Consider the following 15,781-nt stretch of genomic DNA (forward strand, 5'->3'; position numbering starts at 1 on the left):
AACCACCGAAGATATGACAGAAAAGAATTTTATGAACGCTCCTGAAAATATCGCCAAAATCCCGTCGACCGCGCACGCCGCTTCCCCGCTGGCAAAGCAGGCCGCCGCGACCTTCGATCAGCTCGGACTGTCGCTGACCGATCGCCTCGGCGCCGACCTGCCCGTCTTTTCGCCGATCGACGGATCCGAGCTGGCAACGCTGGGCATGGACACTCCCGGCGACATCGACGCGGTGGTCGCCAATGCCCGCACCGCCTTTGCCGCGTGGAAGCTGGTCCCGGCGCCGCACCGCGGCGAACTCGTCCGCCGCTATGGCGCCCTCGTCCGCGAGCATAAGGAAGCGCTGTCGCTGCTGCTGTCGATCGAGAATGGCAAGATCCTGACCGAAGCGCGCGGCGAGGTGCAGGAAGTCATCGACATCTGCGAATATGCCGTCGGCCTGTCGCGCCAGCTGTTCGGGCTGACCATCGCGTCCGAACGCCCCGAACACCGCCTGACCGAATATTGGCACCCGATGGGGGTGCTCGGGTTGATCTCGGCATTCAATTTCCCCGCCGCGGTCTGGGCGTGGGGGACGACCGTCGCGCTGGTGTGCGGCGACAGCGCGATCTGGAAACCCTCGGAAAAGACCCCGCTCACCGCGCTCGCCTTTGCCGGGCTGCTCGAAAAAGCCGCCGCCGACTATGATCTGGCGCCCGCCAATTTGATCCAGGTCGTCGTCGGCGACGCGCGCTGCGGTACCGCGATCGCCGACCACCCCGACGTCGCGATCGTCAGCGCGACGGGCAGCGTGCGGATGGGGCAGGATGTCGCGGTGCGCCTCGCGCGGCGCTTTGCCCGCCCCGTCCTCGAGCTCGGCGGCAACAATGCGGCGATTATCGCGCCCAGCGCCGATCTCGACCTCGCGCTACGCGGCGCAGTGTTCGCGGCGACCGGCACCTGCGGCCAGCGCTGTACCACCCTGCGCCGCCTGATCGTCCACAACAGCATCCGCGACGCCTTTGTTCAGCGGCTGATCGCGACCTTTGCCACGCTGCGCATCGGAACGCCGCTCGACGATGCCACGCATGTCGGACCGCTGATCGACCGGATGGCGTTCGACGGCATGCAGCGCGCGCTCGAACAGGCACGGGCCGAAGGCGGCATCGTGCATGGCGGCGAGCGGCTCGACATCGAGGGAGGAGCGGACGGCTATTATGTCCGCCCGGCGATCGCCGAAATGCCCGGACAGACCGCGATCGTCCGCGAGGAAACCTTCGCCCCGATCCTCTATGTCATGGGCTATGACACACTCGACGAAGCGATCGCGCTGCAGAACGGTGTCTCGCAAGGCCTGTCATCGAGCATCTTTACCAGCGACGTCCGCGAGGCCGAGCGCTTCCAGTCGGCCGAGGGTAGCGATTGCGGCATCGTCAACGTCAACATCGGCACCAGCGGCGCCGAAATCGGCGGCGCTTTCGGCGGCGAAAAAGTGACCGGTGGCGGGCGCGTTTCGGGCTCCGACAGCTGGAAAAACTATATGCGCCGTGCCACCGCGACGGTGAATTATTCGGCGTCGCTGCCGCTGGCGCAGGGGGTCAAGTTCGACCTCGACATCGATCCGTGAAACAGCACCACAACAAACAAGTCCAAGGAGAGTGAATATGATCCCCCGCACCCTGAAATTCCTGGCGTCGGCCAGTCTGCTGATGCTTGCGACGCCGACGCTGGCGACCGCGCAGGAAGGCAGCTTCCAGGGCACCTCGCTGCTCGGCCAGCCGATGGTGACGAACCCCGATCGCAATGTCGGCGTCGCCGCGGTCGCGACGCTCGAACGCGCCGCCAAGGACGCCAAGGCGGCCTATGAAAGCAACATGACGGTCGACACCGCGACCTGGTACGGCCGCATCCTCTTCTATCAGGGTTATGTCAGGGAATCGGCGGCGGTCTATGAAACCGCGCTCAAGCGTTTTCCCAATTCGGCCAAGCTGATGCGCCACCTCGCGCATCGCCATTTCTCGCTCCGCCAAGTCGACAAATCGATCGAGGTCGGGCTGAAGGCCGCCAAGCTATACGAAGGCCAGCCGCTCGAGCGCGAAAAGCCGGGTCCCGACTATTTCCCCGGCTCGCCCGATGTCGTGCAATATTATCTCTATTACCACCTCGGCCAGGCCTATTTCGCCAAGCACGACTATGACAACGCCGCCAAATGGTTCGCCAAGTCGGCCGAGTCCGCCGCGTTCAACCATGATGTCGAAGCGCGCACCGCGAACAGCTATTGGGAATATCTGTCGCTCGCGCGCGGCGGCAATCTGCGCGCGGCGCAGAAGGTGCTGGACGATTACGACCTGACGCTGTTCGAAGTGCCGCCCGACGGCAGCCCCGACACCTATTTCGACGGCATCCAGCTGTTCAAGGGCAACCGCTCGCCCAAATCCTTCTTCAGCGCCGAAGACACCGGCCGCGCCTTTGCCACTGCCGATGGCGTCGCCGCATCGACCGCCTACAGCCTCGCCAATTATTACATCCTGATGGGCGAGGCCGAAAAGGCGAAACCTTGGCTCCAGCGGTCGATCAACGTCGACAGCTGGAGCTATTTTGCCCGGGTCCAGGCCGAGGCCGACTGGCTGCTGCTGTTTCCCGGCGAAAAGCCCTGACGGCCGATCGCCGCAAGCCGTCGTTCCCGCGCGTGGTCCCTGGCGCGCAGGAGCGGCGGCAATCAGCGGCTCGGTGCATCGGAAGCGGTGATGGACGCCATTCCGGTCGCGCGATCGACCAGCGATCGGTTCAAATCTGCACCTGACTGCCGAGCTCGACCACGCGGTTGGTCGGGATCCTGAACGACTCCATCGCGCTTTCCGAGCTCTTGCTCATCCAGGCAAACAGGCGCTCGCGCCACAACGCCATGCCGGGCGTCCGCGTCGACGCCACCAGCTTTTGCCGACCCAGAAAGAAGCTGGCGGTCATCAGGTCGAATGGCGCACCGATCCGCGTCAGCTTCGCCAGGTCGCGGGGGACATCGACATCCTCCATAAAGCCATAATGCAGGATGACGCGGTAAAAGCCCCGACCGGCGTCGTGGACGTCGACGCGCCGGCCCGCCTCCACATATGGTTCGTCGGCAACCTGCACGGTCAGGATCAACACCCGTTCGTGCAACACCTGGTTGTGCTTCAGATTGTGCAGCAACGCCGAGGGAACCCCGTCGGGCGACGCCGACATGAACACCGCGGTGTTGCGGACCCGGTGTGCCGACATCGCCGCCGATTCGATGAATACCGGCAACGGGATGGCCCCCTCGTCCAGCCGCTCGCGCATCAGGCGGCGCCCCTTCGACCAGGTGGTCAGCACCGTGAACAGGATGGCGGCGACCACCAGCGGGAACCAGCCGCCGTCGGGGATCTTGGTGATGTTCGAGGCAAAATAGGTGCCGTCGACGAGCAGAAACAACCCGATCGTCATCGTCGCCAGCCATTTGTTCCAGCGCCACACCTTGAAGAGCAAAAAGGCCAGCATCAATGTGGTAATCAACATCGTCCCGATGACCGAGATGCCATAGGCCGATGCAAGCCGGGTCGATTCGCCGAAGCCAAGGACCAAGACCAGCACCATCGCCAACAGGCTCCAGTTGATCGCCGGAATATAGATTTGTCCCGCGGCCTTTTCGCTGGTGTGGAGGGTGCGCAACCGCGGCAGGAAACCGAGCTGGATCGCCTGATGCGTAACCGAAAAGGCGCCGGAAATCACCGCCTGGCTGGCGATGATCGTCGCCGCCGTCGCGATCAAAACCAGCGGCAGACGCGCCCACTCTGGCGCCATCAGATAGAATGGATTTTCGACCGCCGCGGGCGTACCCAGCAACAGCGCCCCCTGCCCCATATAATTGAGCATCAGGCACGGATAGGCGATCGTCAGCCAGCTGAGCCCCACCGCCTTGCGTCCGAAATGTCCCATGTCGGCGTATAGCGTTTCGGCACCGGTAACCGCCAGAAACACCGATCCCATCGCGAGAAACGCCAACCGGGTATCGTACAGAAAAAATTCAAACGCCCAATAGGGGTTCACGATGCCCAGAATCTCCGGATGGTCTGCAATATTGACCACCCCCAGGGTCGCTAGCGTCGCGAAATAGATCAGCACGATCGGACCGAACAATGCCCCGACCCTCGCGGTCCCCCGCGACTGGATCAGAAACAACGCGACCATGATGACAACCGCGATCGGCAGAACCAACGGTTGCAGACTCGCCTCGACAACGGTCAGCCCCTCGACCGCCGACAACACCGAGATCGCTGGGGTCAGCATTGCGTCGCCATAGAACATCGACGCTGCCAGAACGCCCAGGATAACGAGCGCCGCGTTCCAGCGGCCCGCACCAAAGTGCCGCGACACGAGCGCCAGCAGCGCAAAGGAACCGCCTTCGCCCCGATTGTGTGCGCGCATCGCAACGAAAACATATTTGACCGTCACGATCAGCATCAACGACCAGAAGATCAGACTGAGCACACCGAAGATGTGCAGCCGGTCCACGGCCAGTGGGTGCGGCCCGATGAAGCTTTCTTTCAGCGCGTATAGCGGCGAGGTACCGATGTCGCCGAACACGACACCGATCGCGCCGAGCATGAGGATGGGCAGGCGGTCCTTGGGACCGGTGGGTGCGGATGCCGCAGTGGCAGCGGGTAGAGCGTTGAGGTTTGTCATGAGGGGCGATGTGGTCGCGATCGGCATAAAGATTCCATGTGGAATTGACCGCACCGGCTCGACAGGCTCGCTTCGCAGGCGCATTTGTTGCGCATGCATACCGTCCCGACCGGCCGACGCTTTCGGCAAGATGAAATGGCTGTCCGCCTTGGCGGTTTCGCCGCGACCCTGTTGTTGATCGCGGTCGCCACGATCGCCGGACTGCTCATCGCGCCGCGCTGGGGTAGCGGGCCGGTAGCGCTGCTTTATATTCCGCCGGTGCTGGCGGCCGCGCTGCTATCCGGATTCTGGCCTGCATTCGCCACCGCCGCGCTTTCGGCACTCGCCTATAATTTCTTTTTCACCGCCCCCTACGGCACGCTCATCATTCACAGCCCTGCCGACATCGTCACCGTCACCGTGCTGTTCCTCGTCGCAGCGGTGACCAGTCGCCTTGCCGCTTCGCTTCGTGAACAAAGTCGGCGCGCCGATGCGCATGCGGCGCGCAACGCCACCATCGCCGGCCTCGCCCGCCGCCTGCTTTCCTGCGCCGACGAAACGGCGATCGCAGAGGTCGCGGCCAGCGAACTGGCCCGATTGTTCGGCGCCCACACCGTGGTGGTCATGGGCGGCAAAACACCAACGATCGCCGCAATCGCGCCCACTGGCGCTGCACTCGGCCCGAATGATCTGGCGGCGGCGACATTGTGCATCGAATCCGCGCTCGTAACCGGCCGCGGGATCGGGCGGGTCGACTTGACCGACTGGCAATTCCATCCCGTCATTGCGGGCGAGGCGGTACTGGCGGCAGCGGGACTGGCACATGCCGACGGGTCGCCACCGGTAGACGAGCAGCAGCAGATTTTACTCGCCAATCTGCTCGACCAGATCGCGCTTGCGCTCGAACGTGCCCGGCTCGAGCGCGAGGCGCGCGATGTCGCCGGGCTACGCGAGCGCGACCGGCTGCGCTCGGCGCTGCTGACCGCGATCGGCGAGGATGTGAAACCGCGGCTGCACTCGATTGCCGCGGCGGCGCGCGCGATCCGGCGGGCGGGTGGCGGCATCGACCCCTCCCTCAGCGCCACGGTCGCCACCGAAGCCGCTCAGCTCGACCGATATGTCGACCGCCTTGTTGACCTCAATCCGGGCGATACGCGGGAACCGCTGGTCATCGGGCCGCTGGCGATCGACCTCCACAATCGCGTAGTGCGCCGCGACGGCACAGATGTGCATCTGACGCCCAAGGAATATGCGGTGCTCGCCGAACTCGCAAAACATGCGGGCCGCGTCCTGACGCACACGCATCTTCTGCGCGCCGTCTGGGGTCCAGCACAGCAGGAGCAGATCGACTATCTGCGCGTCGCGATCCGCAGCCTGCGCCTGAAACTCGAAAACGAACCTCAGCGCCCCGAATTTATCTTGAACGAGCCTGCCGTGGGCTATCGACTTACGGCACCATGAAGCGCTCTAAGCCTAAGGTCGCGAGGCTTCGTGTCCTTTTGTTCGGCAAACCGCCCAACGCAAATGGTGCACCCGGCATGAAAGAGACGGGCACTCAAATCATTGGGAAATAGTGGTGGCGAGGGAGGCATAAGAGCCGCTAGCCGACACGGAACGGTCGCTTGGAGAGAAGCTGCATGATGAGAGCGATCGCAAAGAAAGCGTCGCGCTCCATAATCTCAAGGAAATGCGTTTTTTCGGCAATCGAACGTCGGTCCACATGAGTGGGGTCGTCTAGGCTTCGATAATGAGCGAGGGGATTTCGGAGGTTTGCGAGCTTCTGAAGTTCCTCGCGATCGTGTGCTGTGACATAGCCCATACTTTCGCACAAACGCAGAGTCTCGGCGAATGCTATCCGATTTGGCACTTGGCTCCCGTGCAGACTGGCGGCAGCAGCGAGAAGATTTTCGGCCGTCGCTTGGCATAGAATAATGGTCGCAGCATAATTGCCATTCACGAACGAGGAACGGGCCTCTGTGAATGCATTGTAGGCTGGCGAACCACCTATAATAATTGTCCCAGCAGACCCAAGCGTGCCAGCTTGGTCGCCGAGGTAACGCAATCTTGTGATCCGGCCCGGCAAATCCCCATAAAGATCGCGCAGTAACAGCTGCAAAAACTCTGTTTCCGTTAAGGGCGATAAAAGATCACCCGTCGCGTCGTCGAAGTCCTCTTCGCCATGCATCACTCCAAGGCTGTCTGCCGTATCTCGACCAGCGAGAGCAGCGCGTCATAAATGCGCTGCCGATCCATGCCCAAGGCGAATGCAGCGATGACCGCATCGTCAAACCTTTGTCGGTCGGCCTGTTCCAGTTCGTCGGCGACATTGAGCACATCGCGCGCGAGCAACGGCACAAATGCGGTTTTGATCGCGTCGATCCCTGCCTGGTTGAGACGCGCAGGATTGAGGATGTGCATGTAATCTTCGATGCGATCCTTATTGAGATCTAGCGCACCGAGCCCTCGCCCGAACCCCATCCCTTCGATGATGAACATCGAGATTGTGGAATTGAGTAGCGCATGAGCGAGGTCGATATCCACTGCGCCTTTAGGCTCCAGCCGAACCAACCTTTGATCAGCAAAGGCCGGCGGATCGACTCTGCCTACGAACAATCGGTCACCATAATTGATGAACATCACCAGATCGGTCAGCGTGTCGGCTTTCATTTCATACCACATCAGGCCGTTCGTGCCGAGCTTCGCCATATTTTCCGGCGTTTTAAAGCGCCTGATCCAGTTGAGAGCGCCGGTGTGACCGCGCGCTGCAAGATCTACTTCGGTTCGCGAACAGGCGAATGCTTCCTTCGCTGCCGGGCAGCGCAACCGAGAAAAATCGGTCGGGCTTTTAGCCAACGGCTTGATATATTCGGGTTCAATCCCGTGGCCGGGACGGGGGTAAAACAGAGCGTTCATGCCGCGCCGTTCGCCGCGGCGAACTGTGAAGAGGTCCTTGAGAGGCGCGAGGGGAAGGTCGAGCACCCAATCGCAATCTGAAAATTGGGCATTCCCGCCCAGTCCAAACTGCCTAAAGCGCGCAAGGTTGGAAGGACTGATTGCACGGATTGTCATGGTATCGTTTTGAGTTTGGCCCAGCTCAATCTGGGCGGCCGCAATCTGAACTGCCTCTTCGTCGGCCAATTCCTCCAATGGCCGAGTCAGCACTACAAATTTGATATCCCCATTTGGCTGCGCGGGATCGACCTTCTTCTCCATGATCAGAATATTGGTGACGACTTCGCTGTTCTGAAACCAGCGGCCCGCACCTGAGGTGACGACCGCCTTTAGGTCATAATAGCGCCCGAGCAGGTTATAGAAAGCATCGCCCCAATCGGTCCCGAGCCATGCATTTGTTATAACGATGCCAAGACGTCCGCCCTCTACAAGCAAGGGATGCAGGGAAAACGGAAGGTAAGCAGCAACATCCGCCCGCCGCGTGAATCGTTCGCCTTCTTCCCCCATTCCGGCTGTCACGCGATCGAGGGCATTCCCGTACTGCCTCCGGCCTTCTTGCGCGATGAAAGGCAAATTGCTGGTAATCGCTTCAAAATTCCCCAAAGACTCGCTGAAGACCGTTCCATCGGTAGGATTGCGAAAGTCGATCGCCGTCGTTGGCTCTAGCGCAAATGCATCGCGCTGAAAGATACGCAACGGCATGTGCATTATACAAATGCGCGTGGGTCACATTCCACAATAGAAAGCTGTCCAAGCCAAGAGCGCGTGCCTTCGTTTCTGCGTTGTCACGAAACTCGAAATCATCGATGCCCGTAACCGCGGCGCGCGGGCTGGTTGTTGTCGTTACCGGGGCTATACCGCTCCGTGGCCTGGTAACGGCGATGGCCGCTTTCATCGATGACAGCGGACTCGACGTCGAGCACGATATAGCTGCGCGGTCGGCGTTCAACGCCGATACGGGGTTCGTATTTCAAATATATTTCCTTTGGAATGGGCGGCAGGCTCGGCCTGCCGCGGTGTTCAGTGGTTTTGAGAATGACAGCTGCCGGAACCGATCCCGATTAGACTTCGCTGGCGCGCGGCTGGGACGTGTGCGTCTTGATACGCGTGCGCGTCTCGGCGGCGACGCGTTCTATGCGGGCCAAGGCTCGACAGTGTCCGCCCGCAAGGTCAGAGGGCGCTCCCGCCAGACATTCGAACGCGCCATCGCTGCCGAGCCGGATCGTAACTTTCCCGCATTCCGACACCAATATGATCGGCGCATTGCTGTCGCCCGACCAGGGTCGGCAGCGAAAGATGTGGATCAAATGTTGGTTGCGCATAACTGCCAGATACTCACGCGGCCCGGACTTGCCGGTGTGGGCCTGACCTTCATAAATGATGTCCTGGTCCCGCTCCATCGCGCGGAGAACCAGTTCGCGCACGATGCCGCCGTCGATCGCGCCACCGGTGCCGAATTCGATTGACGGCGTTAGCTTGGCGTCCGCCGGGAAGCCCATCTCGTGGCGCAGAGCCCAGGCGTGTTTCTCCTGCTGCAGCGCCTGCATCATGGTGTCGTTCATGCTGTATTCCTTACTCTTAGGTGACGGCCGCTTTGGCCGGAGCCTTTTTCCGCTCTCTCACGGTGCTCAATTCCGCCGCATCCGCGGTGGCTTGCGCCTGTCGGCGCCAAGCGACGGCCGGGGGCCGTCGATTTACCGGATGTTCAAAATTTGAGGCTAAGCCGATCCCTGAAGGAAGAGATTGCGACCTCCCCTTCATGCGAAGCGTTGTGGGATATGGACGCTCGCTGGCCTCGCTGCTCGCGCGACCAGAGCAGCGAGGCCCTCTCGCTCTATCGATAACGTGTGTTCCAGCTGAGCCGGGTCACGCGCGATGTTGCGCGGAGCTCGGCATCGCGCGCGAGCCAAAGGGCTTCCGCCTCGTGCGCCGCTTCGGCGATCTCGCGCCACCAGACCTTCTCGCGCGCATCCCAGCGATAGCCGCGCGCCTTGAGGAGATGGCGTTTGTCGAACGGCGCACCCGTCGCCTCGATCCGCAACGACGGCTGCGCGGCCCGCGCAACCAGCTCCGCCATCAGCGGGCGCACGCCGTCCGGACGATGGGTCAGCAGATGCGCGAGACTGATCACATCGGCGTCCGCCCGATGCCCGGTGGTGAAGTAGCCAATCTGCATCAGGAGATGACCGAGTTTGGCGCCATCGAACCCATGCGCCGCCCAATCAATTTCGCGCATCGAACAGGCCCAGGCATGCCCCTTGATCCCGGGCAACAGGCGTTCAACAATTGGAGCGTCGTAGGCAGAATTGTGCGCGACAATCAGGTCAGAGCCGCCGAGCAGCGCTTCCCAGCGCGGCACGTTCAACGCCCGCCCTGCCACGTCGTCGTCCGATATTCCGGTCAGCCGCTGCACCTCGGCCGGGATCGGAATGCCGGGATCACGCAAGCCGCGCAGTGCGGTATCGATGACGCGGATTTCTCCGGCGTCGTCGACCAGCACGACTGCGGCGGCGATTTCGATGACCTCGGCGGTCTGGACATCGACCGAGGTTGTTTCCGTATCGACGATCGCGATGCTCCGTGTCGGCCCGATTGGGGGTCCGTCGTTCACAAGTTCGTGAATCGGCCGGACGCGGCGGAGGATGCGGACATCCTCGCGCGATGCGCAGAGACGTAGCGCCGCCTCGTAGGAGGCGGCGTCATTATGAATGGTCATGGGTTTGCTCCTGTTTGCTTACCGCCGAGCGGAGGCGAGGCTTTTCCTCCCCTCTTCACCCGGCTGCAGGAGACGCGGTCGCGGCAGCTTTTCCATCCCGGTCACATGAGTATGCCGTCCGATGGAGAAACGGACTTTTAAGGTAGGCCGCCGATAAAGGTCGCCAGGGATCAACCTGTTGGATGATAGTAATGACATTTGAACAAACACCGATTGCGCCGCATTCCGGCGCTTACGAAAGTCCAACATTAAAAACTCTCGAGGCCGACAGGAACAGCGCAAACCCTCGCTTTTCGGTCGATGAGCCGGATGCCGCCTGCACCAGTTGCCCCATCGCCATGTGGTATGTTGCGGCCGAGGATCTGGAGTGCTTCTGCTCTGCCCTTCATCAGGTTGTCTGGAGCCTGAAAAGTACAGCGATTAAACTATGCGATGCCCGTGAGCAGGAAATCGCCCGACTTCGAATCTCAGGACATACAAAATCATCACCGGCGGCGTGACCGGGTAGGAGCGCAGTCGGCCACATGATGATTGCAACATTTCCGGATTTTGTTAAGCCGTTCGCTATCGACAAAGCGTAAAAGTGGTTCCCGGCAGATGGGAGACCGAGAGCGATGCCCGTTCACAGCAAAACATTGATCTTCAATCTCGCAGCCCGAGGTCTGATCATCATGCTAATTGCGATGACGGCTTCGGTCACCATCGTTTCTTGGATAAGCAGCGACCTCCCACCTGACCTCTATCACCGATCGATCGTGGCCGCGCTTTTGATTCCCATGTTAATATCGCCCCCGATTTCACTTTGGGTAGGTTTGCTGAACTACCGATATTTCAGGTTGCACGGAAAGGCAGAATGGCTTGCCGACCACGATGAAATGACCGGTTTATTGAATCGGCGTGCACTCCTCACCGCCGCTGCGAAAATGAGGGACCAACCCAGTAACAACCGGATCGCCCAGCCGGTCCTTCTTTTGTTGGCCGACATTGACCACTTCAAGAGCATCAACGATAATTTAGGCCATGATGCGGGCGATGAGGCGATCAGGCACGTTGCGAACATACTGGTGCAGATTAGTCCTCAAGGAGCAACGGTAGCTCGGCTGGGTGGTGACGAGTTTGCGATACTGACCGACTGGACAAGCTTGGCAGACACCCGCAGCCTAGCGGCTTCAATTTGCCGCACGATCGAAAAAATGCCCTGTGTCTATGACAGTCATCCAATTCCGATGACGGTTAGCCTCGGCGCAGCCATCGGCAGCCGAGCGGAAAAGATAGATTTCATCCTGCGGCGCGCAGATGAACAGCTCTACAATTGTAAGCGTGAGGGCAGAAACTCCTATTCAGTCGCTGCAAGCGCAGCAGCATAATGCCCGTCTCGTCCGACAAGGCTTCCGAACTGCGAAAATCAGATTTCCTTCATTTAAGCTGACGGCGGTCCGCAGGACTACTGGTCCACTGTCGCCCTCGCTCCAGATTTCTGACGCGGATGAACGAGATTTGGCCCTAATGTTCAAGGCTCTGCTCTTTCGGGAACGGGCGATTGGCCGCTTCCGCGGGATGCTCGTCCAAACCTTTCTTGGTTGATTCTGGCGTGACTGACATCTCGACATGGGTATCGATCCGTCGCGTCTTGAGCCATCGCGCGTCGCGGCGTTGGCGCGCTTCGGCTGCGGCGACGAGCATTTCTTCATACTGGATGACCGGCATCTCGGACGACGCGGGCCTTCGTCCCGCTGCGCTCGCCGGCGAATCTCCCAAGGCAGGGATCTCAGCGTCCTTTTTGATCGTTACCGGTGCGGTCTGCCGGCCATCTGGGATCGAAGGCGACGGGTCAGCCGATCTGGAGGAGCCGGTAACATATTCGCGCGCGCCACCGGACTGAGCCTCGCGCTCCCAGACCGATTGCATGCGCGGTTCATTACTCCACGCTTGGACAAGACGCCTAATATCAGCAGGCGCGTGCTCCGGTGCCGACCACTTACCGTCGACCTTGTGGATGCTTCCCGGAGCTGTTTTGGAAAACTCCGCAATCTGCGAAATCTCGGCGTGCTGCCGCTGCAGAATTTCCTGAACATCGCGCTCGAGTTCCGCCGGGAGGATTGCGGAGGGTCCAAGTCCATGACGGCCAAGCGTAGATGCATGCCACACCGGCTTTCCGTTTTCGCTCGGAATGTAACGCCGCGTCTTGCGAAGCTCCTGCAGCAAATCATTCCATGCGCGCTGGTGCTGCGCCTGGTAGGACTCCGCCGCCGCTGCCGCTGCAATATCTGCAGCACGTCGACGATCATTACGATGGCGCTCTGAAAGAGCGGCGCGGCGCGCATTTTCGTCCATAGCCTGCACACGCGCGACCTCAGAGGCATCGAGCCGCGATGTATCCAGCTGAAGTCCGAGCTTGCCAGTCTGGTATGGCGCGACTTTCGCGCCGAGCAAAACCGAGCGACCCGCTTCATTGGCGGCAGCTGCGGTGGCAGTGCCAGTGGCAGCGGCCGTGGCCGTGGCCGTGGCCGTGGCCGTGGCCAGCCGATTCTGATCCAGCCGCTGGCGTATAGCCCTAAGCTGCGCCACCGCGTGGTCCAGTCCTGTGCGACGCGCTTCCAACAGTATCCGCTGCGCTGTCATGCGTCGGACGTTGGCCGCGATATTCTCGACGTCGGCGTTGCGGCTCACAGGCACGTGGTAAGCGACCCGTTCCTGGATCGCCGTTCGGACACTGGCAGCACGCGACGCAATTTGGCGGACGATTGCGACGTCCGGTAAGGGGCGGCGACGCGAGGGAATAGCGACCGCGCGAATACGTCTCATGAATTCGGCGAGGGTATCGCGCTGCGCGGCAAGATTGCGCCGTCTCTCTGCGATCTCGACGCTACGCGCCAGCAGCGCGGTTTCACGCTCGGCTAGGACAAGTTTTTTGGCGGTGCTGTCGGTAGCGACGCCCAATTCATTGAGCTTCACAATGCGAGCGTTGCTTTCGATTACCGCGACTGTTTCGCCGCGGTCAAATGCCGCCATGCGTTCCGGTCCTACGTGCTCCTGGCGCTGGGCATTCAAACTGCGCGCCTGATAGCTAAGATGCGTGAAGCGTGTTGCTAGGCCCGCGTGGCGACAGGCTTGATTCATGTGCGCCGCGCAGAGCGCGCGCAGCCGGAACAGGCCCGCCTTGTCGGTGAGACCGTTGACCTTCTCCTCCGCGACGTCCCACTGATAGGATGCGGTGCGCTCGCAGGGCCGGGTCGAAAACACGATATGGGCGTGAACATTGCGCTGATCACTCAATTCGTCCGGCACATGGAGAGCGGCAGCATAGGGCAAACCGAGCCGACCAAAAGTCCGTTCGCAGAACTCGTACACGAACGAACGGCGCTGCCCGGCACTCAGTTCATGCGGCAAGTTCAGCACCACACGATACTGGACCTTGGCGTTGGCCCGATAGCCTTCCTCGACGGCCTCCAGCATGCGCCAAGCCGCTTCGATTTCTTCGACGCTCTCGCCCATGTTGCTGATCGGATGGGCCAGCTGAACATCGCCCTCTTCGAGCGACCCATCGCGAAAAATATACTCAATGTGGGCTGCGGCAAGGCCGGAACGCCAACCCTTCGAGTTGAAGCCCTTGTAGGTGACGTTCATATAAAGCGCGACACGGCCGCGAGCATCGATCAGCGGGGTCTGATATCGACGTAGCGGGCGAGCAGCGGAAGGCGCCATTTTCGATCTGCTGATTTTACGGTCGGATGCCGATCTGAATGGCGGGCTTTGCATCTTTACCCGAAACGTGCGCCCCCATCCCGGTGCAATGCTTTCGGCAAGCTCGCGCTGCAACGCTCGGTCAGCGATGGCGTAAGCTCTTTCGGCCCCGGCCTCGCGCCTGCGGCGCATCGTGGCAACGCGATTGATCGCGCCTGCGATCGTCCGGTCCGCTGCCCTCAATCGGCGCGCGGTGCGGTCTGGCGCCATGAGAATTGCGAAGGCCCGCGCATCGGCCTGCGCCATTACGCCATCTTCGCCGATCAACTGCATGCTTTGCGCCATTTTGCTCACTTGAAAGAGGGGGGTGGGACGAAAGCCATGGGCCTGTTGACCCCGGTCAACGTTTCTTTCGCACTCCCACCCCCCTCTTCCCTTCCTGCCTATCAGTTTGGGATTTTGCTTCGGATTCAAGCTTACAACTTCGCTCACGCTCAAATGCGGAGGGTCACCGATCTGCTACTTGCCTCGCGAAGTGACCCTCCGCTCGGTACGCGCGCCGCTGCACTAATTGGACTGCCCCACTGAAGGAGGCAGACAATGTTCGACAAAGACGAAGTGAGCCGGCGCCGCAAACTCGCGGACGCCAAAGCCAGGGAAGCGAAACTCCGCGAGGAACTCGCGGCCATTCAAAAAGCCAAGCGTTCCGCCCGAAGCGGCATTGACCAAATAACCCGCCACGAAAACTGGCACGCCAGAACCCTCGCCGCGGCTGATCGTCGCGCTGGTTATACAGGCGAGATGGCGTCAGCCCGCCTTTATCTCCGCAGTCTGCCGGTGGACAGATACACCGCGGTACTCGCGCAATATGCCGTGGGGTCAAGCGACGCCGACAATCTCTCGGTCGAGGTCGCCGCGGTTCGCGCGAACTTCGATCAATGGCACCGCAAAGGCGAAGCGATCATTCTTGATCGTGAACGCCGTGCCTATGCCGAAGAATGTGCACGATGGGCCGATCGTGAGGCGTCACAACCGACGCAAAGCTGGCGCGCCAAACCAATGACCCGCGGACAATATTTCCTGATTGCGCGCACTGCCGAATATCTGAATGTCGCGGAGCCAACCGGAAAGATTACACGCGGCGCAGCGCACGATTGGCTGAAGACGCACGATGCAAATTTTCGGCTTCGTCCGGGCGGGGTCGAAGGATCATGAGCGGTCAACGCAGTGTCAAGCTGACGCTCGGCTCGGACGAGCGCGTGTTTGGCTCTTATCGCGAACTTGAGGATTATGCGGCGCAGCTGACTGGCGAAATGCGAACGTGCGAGTCCCAGTTACAGCACGATCCACGCAACATAACTTTATGGCAGCAATTCGAAAAGACGGCGGAATATCTCGGCCTCGTCATCGAGGAAATGCACTTATGGATCGATGCCGACGATCACAGACTAACGGAAGATTTGGAAAAAATATCCCGATTGCTTGCCGACCTATAGGTGGAAATCCTAGAATAGGAGACTTTTGTCAAAGGAGTCTTTTAGGATGCCAATGTTATCGTCTATTGAGTGGGTAGCCCGCCACCGCCAAATTTACAAGACTATCTGTGCCGGTGAGTCCGTGAGCGAGCGACGCATAGTTGCCCTGCTTCGCGAGGGATGGTGACGTGCTCCCCTGATTGTTACCAGTCAGAGGTAGAGTCCGGCTCCTTCATGATGGTTGATTGATGGGATGGCAATGGTCCTGGGGGCATGCCCCCAGGACCATTGGCCG

14 protein-coding genes are annotated in these 15,781 nt (G+C 60.7%); 7 read left to right on the plus strand and 7 right to left on the minus strand.

Annotated elements, in window-relative coordinates; all coding sequences use genetic code 11:
• Positions 1-31 precede the first annotated feature (31 nt).
• Positions 32-1,606: an L-piperidine-6-carboxylate dehydrogenase gene (gene amaB, locus FFS18_RS10605; RefSeq protein WP_137870782.1), complete on the plus strand. Its 1,575-nt coding sequence runs from the start codon at positions 32-34 to the stop codon at positions 1,604-1,606.
• 37 nt (positions 1,607-1,643) lie between these two features.
• A complete protein-coding gene (locus FFS18_RS10610; RefSeq protein ID WP_137870783.1) occupies positions 1,644-2,636 on the plus strand; it encodes a tetratricopeptide repeat protein in 993 nt (330 codons plus the stop codon).
• A gap of 130 nt (positions 2,637-2,766) precedes the next feature.
• Here FFS18_RS10610 and FFS18_RS10615 read toward each other — a convergent pair whose 3' ends face one another.
• A complete protein-coding gene (locus FFS18_RS10615) occupies positions 2,767-4,680 on the minus strand; it encodes a potassium transporter Kup (protein WP_137870784.1) in 1,914 nt (637 codons plus the stop codon).
• 93 nt (positions 4,681-4,773) lie between these two features.
• Here FFS18_RS10615 and FFS18_RS10620 point away from each other — a divergent pair, with 93 nt between their 5' ends.
• Complete coding sequence (locus FFS18_RS10620; protein WP_137870785.1) at positions 4,774-6,120, plus strand: DUF4118 domain-containing protein; 1,347 nt, start codon at positions 4,774-4,776, stop codon at positions 6,118-6,120.
• A gap of 139 nt (positions 6,121-6,259) precedes the next feature.
• Here FFS18_RS10620 and FFS18_RS10625 read toward each other — a convergent pair whose 3' ends face one another.
• The 5 genes from FFS18_RS10625 to FFS18_RS10640 form a co-directional block, all read right to left on the minus strand.
• A complete protein-coding gene (locus FFS18_RS10625; protein ID WP_137870786.1) occupies positions 6,260-6,844 on the minus strand; it encodes a hypothetical protein in 585 nt (194 codons plus the stop codon).
• The gene (locus FFS18_RS10630) at positions 6,844-8,313 is read right to left on the minus strand and encodes a DNA methyltransferase family protein (protein WP_212743042.1); all 1,470 of its coding nucleotides are present in this window, start codon (positions 8,311-8,313) and stop codon (positions 6,844-6,846) included. Before FFS18_RS10630 ends, FFS18_RS10625 begins: the two co-directional genes overlap by 1 nt.
• 98 nt (positions 8,314-8,411) lie before the next feature.
• Entirely contained in the window at positions 8,412-8,585 is a 174-nt protein-coding gene (locus FFS18_RS17450) for a hypothetical protein (RefSeq protein ID WP_171005281.1), read from the minus strand.
• 87 nt (positions 8,586-8,672) lie between these two features.
• Positions 8,673-9,173, minus strand: coding sequence for a hypothetical protein (locus tag FFS18_RS10635; RefSeq protein ID WP_137870788.1), 501 nt, complete (start codon positions 9,171-9,173; stop codon positions 8,673-8,675).
• 272 nt (positions 9,174-9,445) lie between these two features.
• Positions 9,446-10,327 (minus strand): 3'-5' exonuclease, encoded by an 882-nt coding sequence (locus tag FFS18_RS10640; protein WP_137870789.1) that lies wholly within the window; start codon positions 10,325-10,327, stop codon positions 9,446-9,448.
• A gap of 191 nt (positions 10,328-10,518) precedes the next feature.
• Here FFS18_RS10640 and FFS18_RS10645 point away from each other — a divergent pair, with 191 nt between their 5' ends.
• On the plus strand, positions 10,519-10,827 hold the full coding sequence (locus FFS18_RS10645; protein ID WP_137870790.1) for a hypothetical protein: 309 nt from the start codon (positions 10,519-10,521) through the stop codon (positions 10,825-10,827).
• 114 nt (positions 10,828-10,941) lie between these two features.
• Positions 10,942-11,694: a GGDEF domain-containing protein gene (locus tag FFS18_RS10650; protein WP_137870791.1), complete on the plus strand. Its 753-nt coding sequence runs from the start codon at positions 10,942-10,944 to the stop codon at positions 11,692-11,694.
• Positions 11,695-11,830: 136 nt separating this feature from the next.
• Here FFS18_RS10650 and FFS18_RS10655 read toward each other — a convergent pair whose 3' ends face one another.
• Positions 11,831-14,344 carry a MobA/MobL family protein gene (locus tag FFS18_RS10655; RefSeq protein WP_171005286.1) on the minus strand — a complete coding sequence of 838 codons (2,514 nt, stop codon included), beginning with the start codon at positions 14,342-14,344 and terminating at the stop codon, positions 11,831-11,833.
• A 267-nt stretch (positions 14,345-14,611) separates the two neighbouring features.
• Here FFS18_RS10655 and FFS18_RS10660 point away from each other — a divergent pair, with 267 nt between their 5' ends.
• Both FFS18_RS10660 and FFS18_RS10665 read left to right on the plus strand, forming a co-directional pair.
• Positions 14,612-15,226, plus strand: a complete 615-nt coding sequence (locus FFS18_RS10660) for a hypothetical protein (RefSeq protein WP_137870793.1) — start codon at positions 14,612-14,614, stop codon at positions 15,224-15,226.
• A complete protein-coding gene (locus FFS18_RS10665) occupies positions 15,223-15,507 on the plus strand; it encodes a hypothetical protein (protein ID WP_058804129.1) in 285 nt (94 codons plus the stop codon). The genes FFS18_RS10660 and FFS18_RS10665 overlap by 4 nt, the downstream gene beginning before the upstream one ends.
• Positions 15,508-15,781: the final 274 nt, after the last annotated feature.

The organism is Sphingopyxis sp. 2PD (assembly GCF_005503695.1).
In the GTDB taxonomy this organism is placed as follows: domain Bacteria; phylum Pseudomonadota; class Alphaproteobacteria; order Sphingomonadales; family Sphingomonadaceae; genus Sphingopyxis.

What these genes read in the sequence shown, in the direction of transcription:
- amaB (WP_137870782.1), top strand. Translation starts at nt 32, where the DNA reads ATGAACGCTCCTGAAAATATCGCCAAAATCCCGTCGACCGCGCACGCC.
- FFS18_RS10610 (WP_137870783.1), top strand. Translation starts at nt 1,644, where the DNA reads ATGATCCCCCGCACCCTGAAATTCCTGGCGTCGGCCAGTCTGCTGATG.
- FFS18_RS10615 (WP_137870784.1), bottom strand. Translation starts at nt 4,680, where the DNA reads ATGACAAACCTCAACGCTCTACCCGCTGCCACTGCGGCATCCGCACCC.
- FFS18_RS10620 (WP_137870785.1), top strand. Translation starts at nt 4,774, where the DNA reads ATGCATACCGTCCCGACCGGCCGACGCTTTCGGCAAGATGAAATGGCT.
- FFS18_RS10625 (WP_137870786.1), bottom strand. Translation starts at nt 6,844, where the DNA reads ATGCATGGCGAAGAGGACTTCGACGACGCGACGGGTGATCTTTTATCG.
- FFS18_RS10630 (WP_212743042.1), bottom strand. Translation starts at nt 8,313, where the DNA reads ATGCCGTTGCGTATCTTTCAGCGCGATGCATTTGCGCTAGAGCCAACG.
- FFS18_RS10635 (WP_137870788.1), bottom strand. Translation starts at nt 9,173, where the DNA reads ATGAACGACACCATGATGCAGGCGCTGCAGCAGGAGAAACACGCCTGG.
- FFS18_RS10640 (WP_137870789.1), bottom strand. Translation starts at nt 10,327, where the DNA reads ATGACCATTCATAATGACGCCGCCTCCTACGAGGCGGCGCTACGTCTC.
- FFS18_RS10645 (WP_137870790.1), top strand. Translation starts at nt 10,519, where the DNA reads ATGACATTTGAACAAACACCGATTGCGCCGCATTCCGGCGCTTACGAA.
- FFS18_RS10650 (WP_137870791.1), top strand. Translation starts at nt 10,942, where the DNA reads ATGCCCGTTCACAGCAAAACATTGATCTTCAATCTCGCAGCCCGAGGT.
- FFS18_RS10655 (WP_171005286.1), bottom strand. Translation starts at nt 14,344, where the DNA reads ATGCAGTTGATCGGCGAAGATGGCGTAATGGCGCAGGCCGATGCGCGG.
- FFS18_RS10660 (WP_137870793.1), top strand. Translation starts at nt 14,612, where the DNA reads ATGTTCGACAAAGACGAAGTGAGCCGGCGCCGCAAACTCGCGGACGCC.
- FFS18_RS10665 (WP_058804129.1), top strand. Translation starts at nt 15,223, where the DNA reads ATGAGCGGTCAACGCAGTGTCAAGCTGACGCTCGGCTCGGACGAGCGC.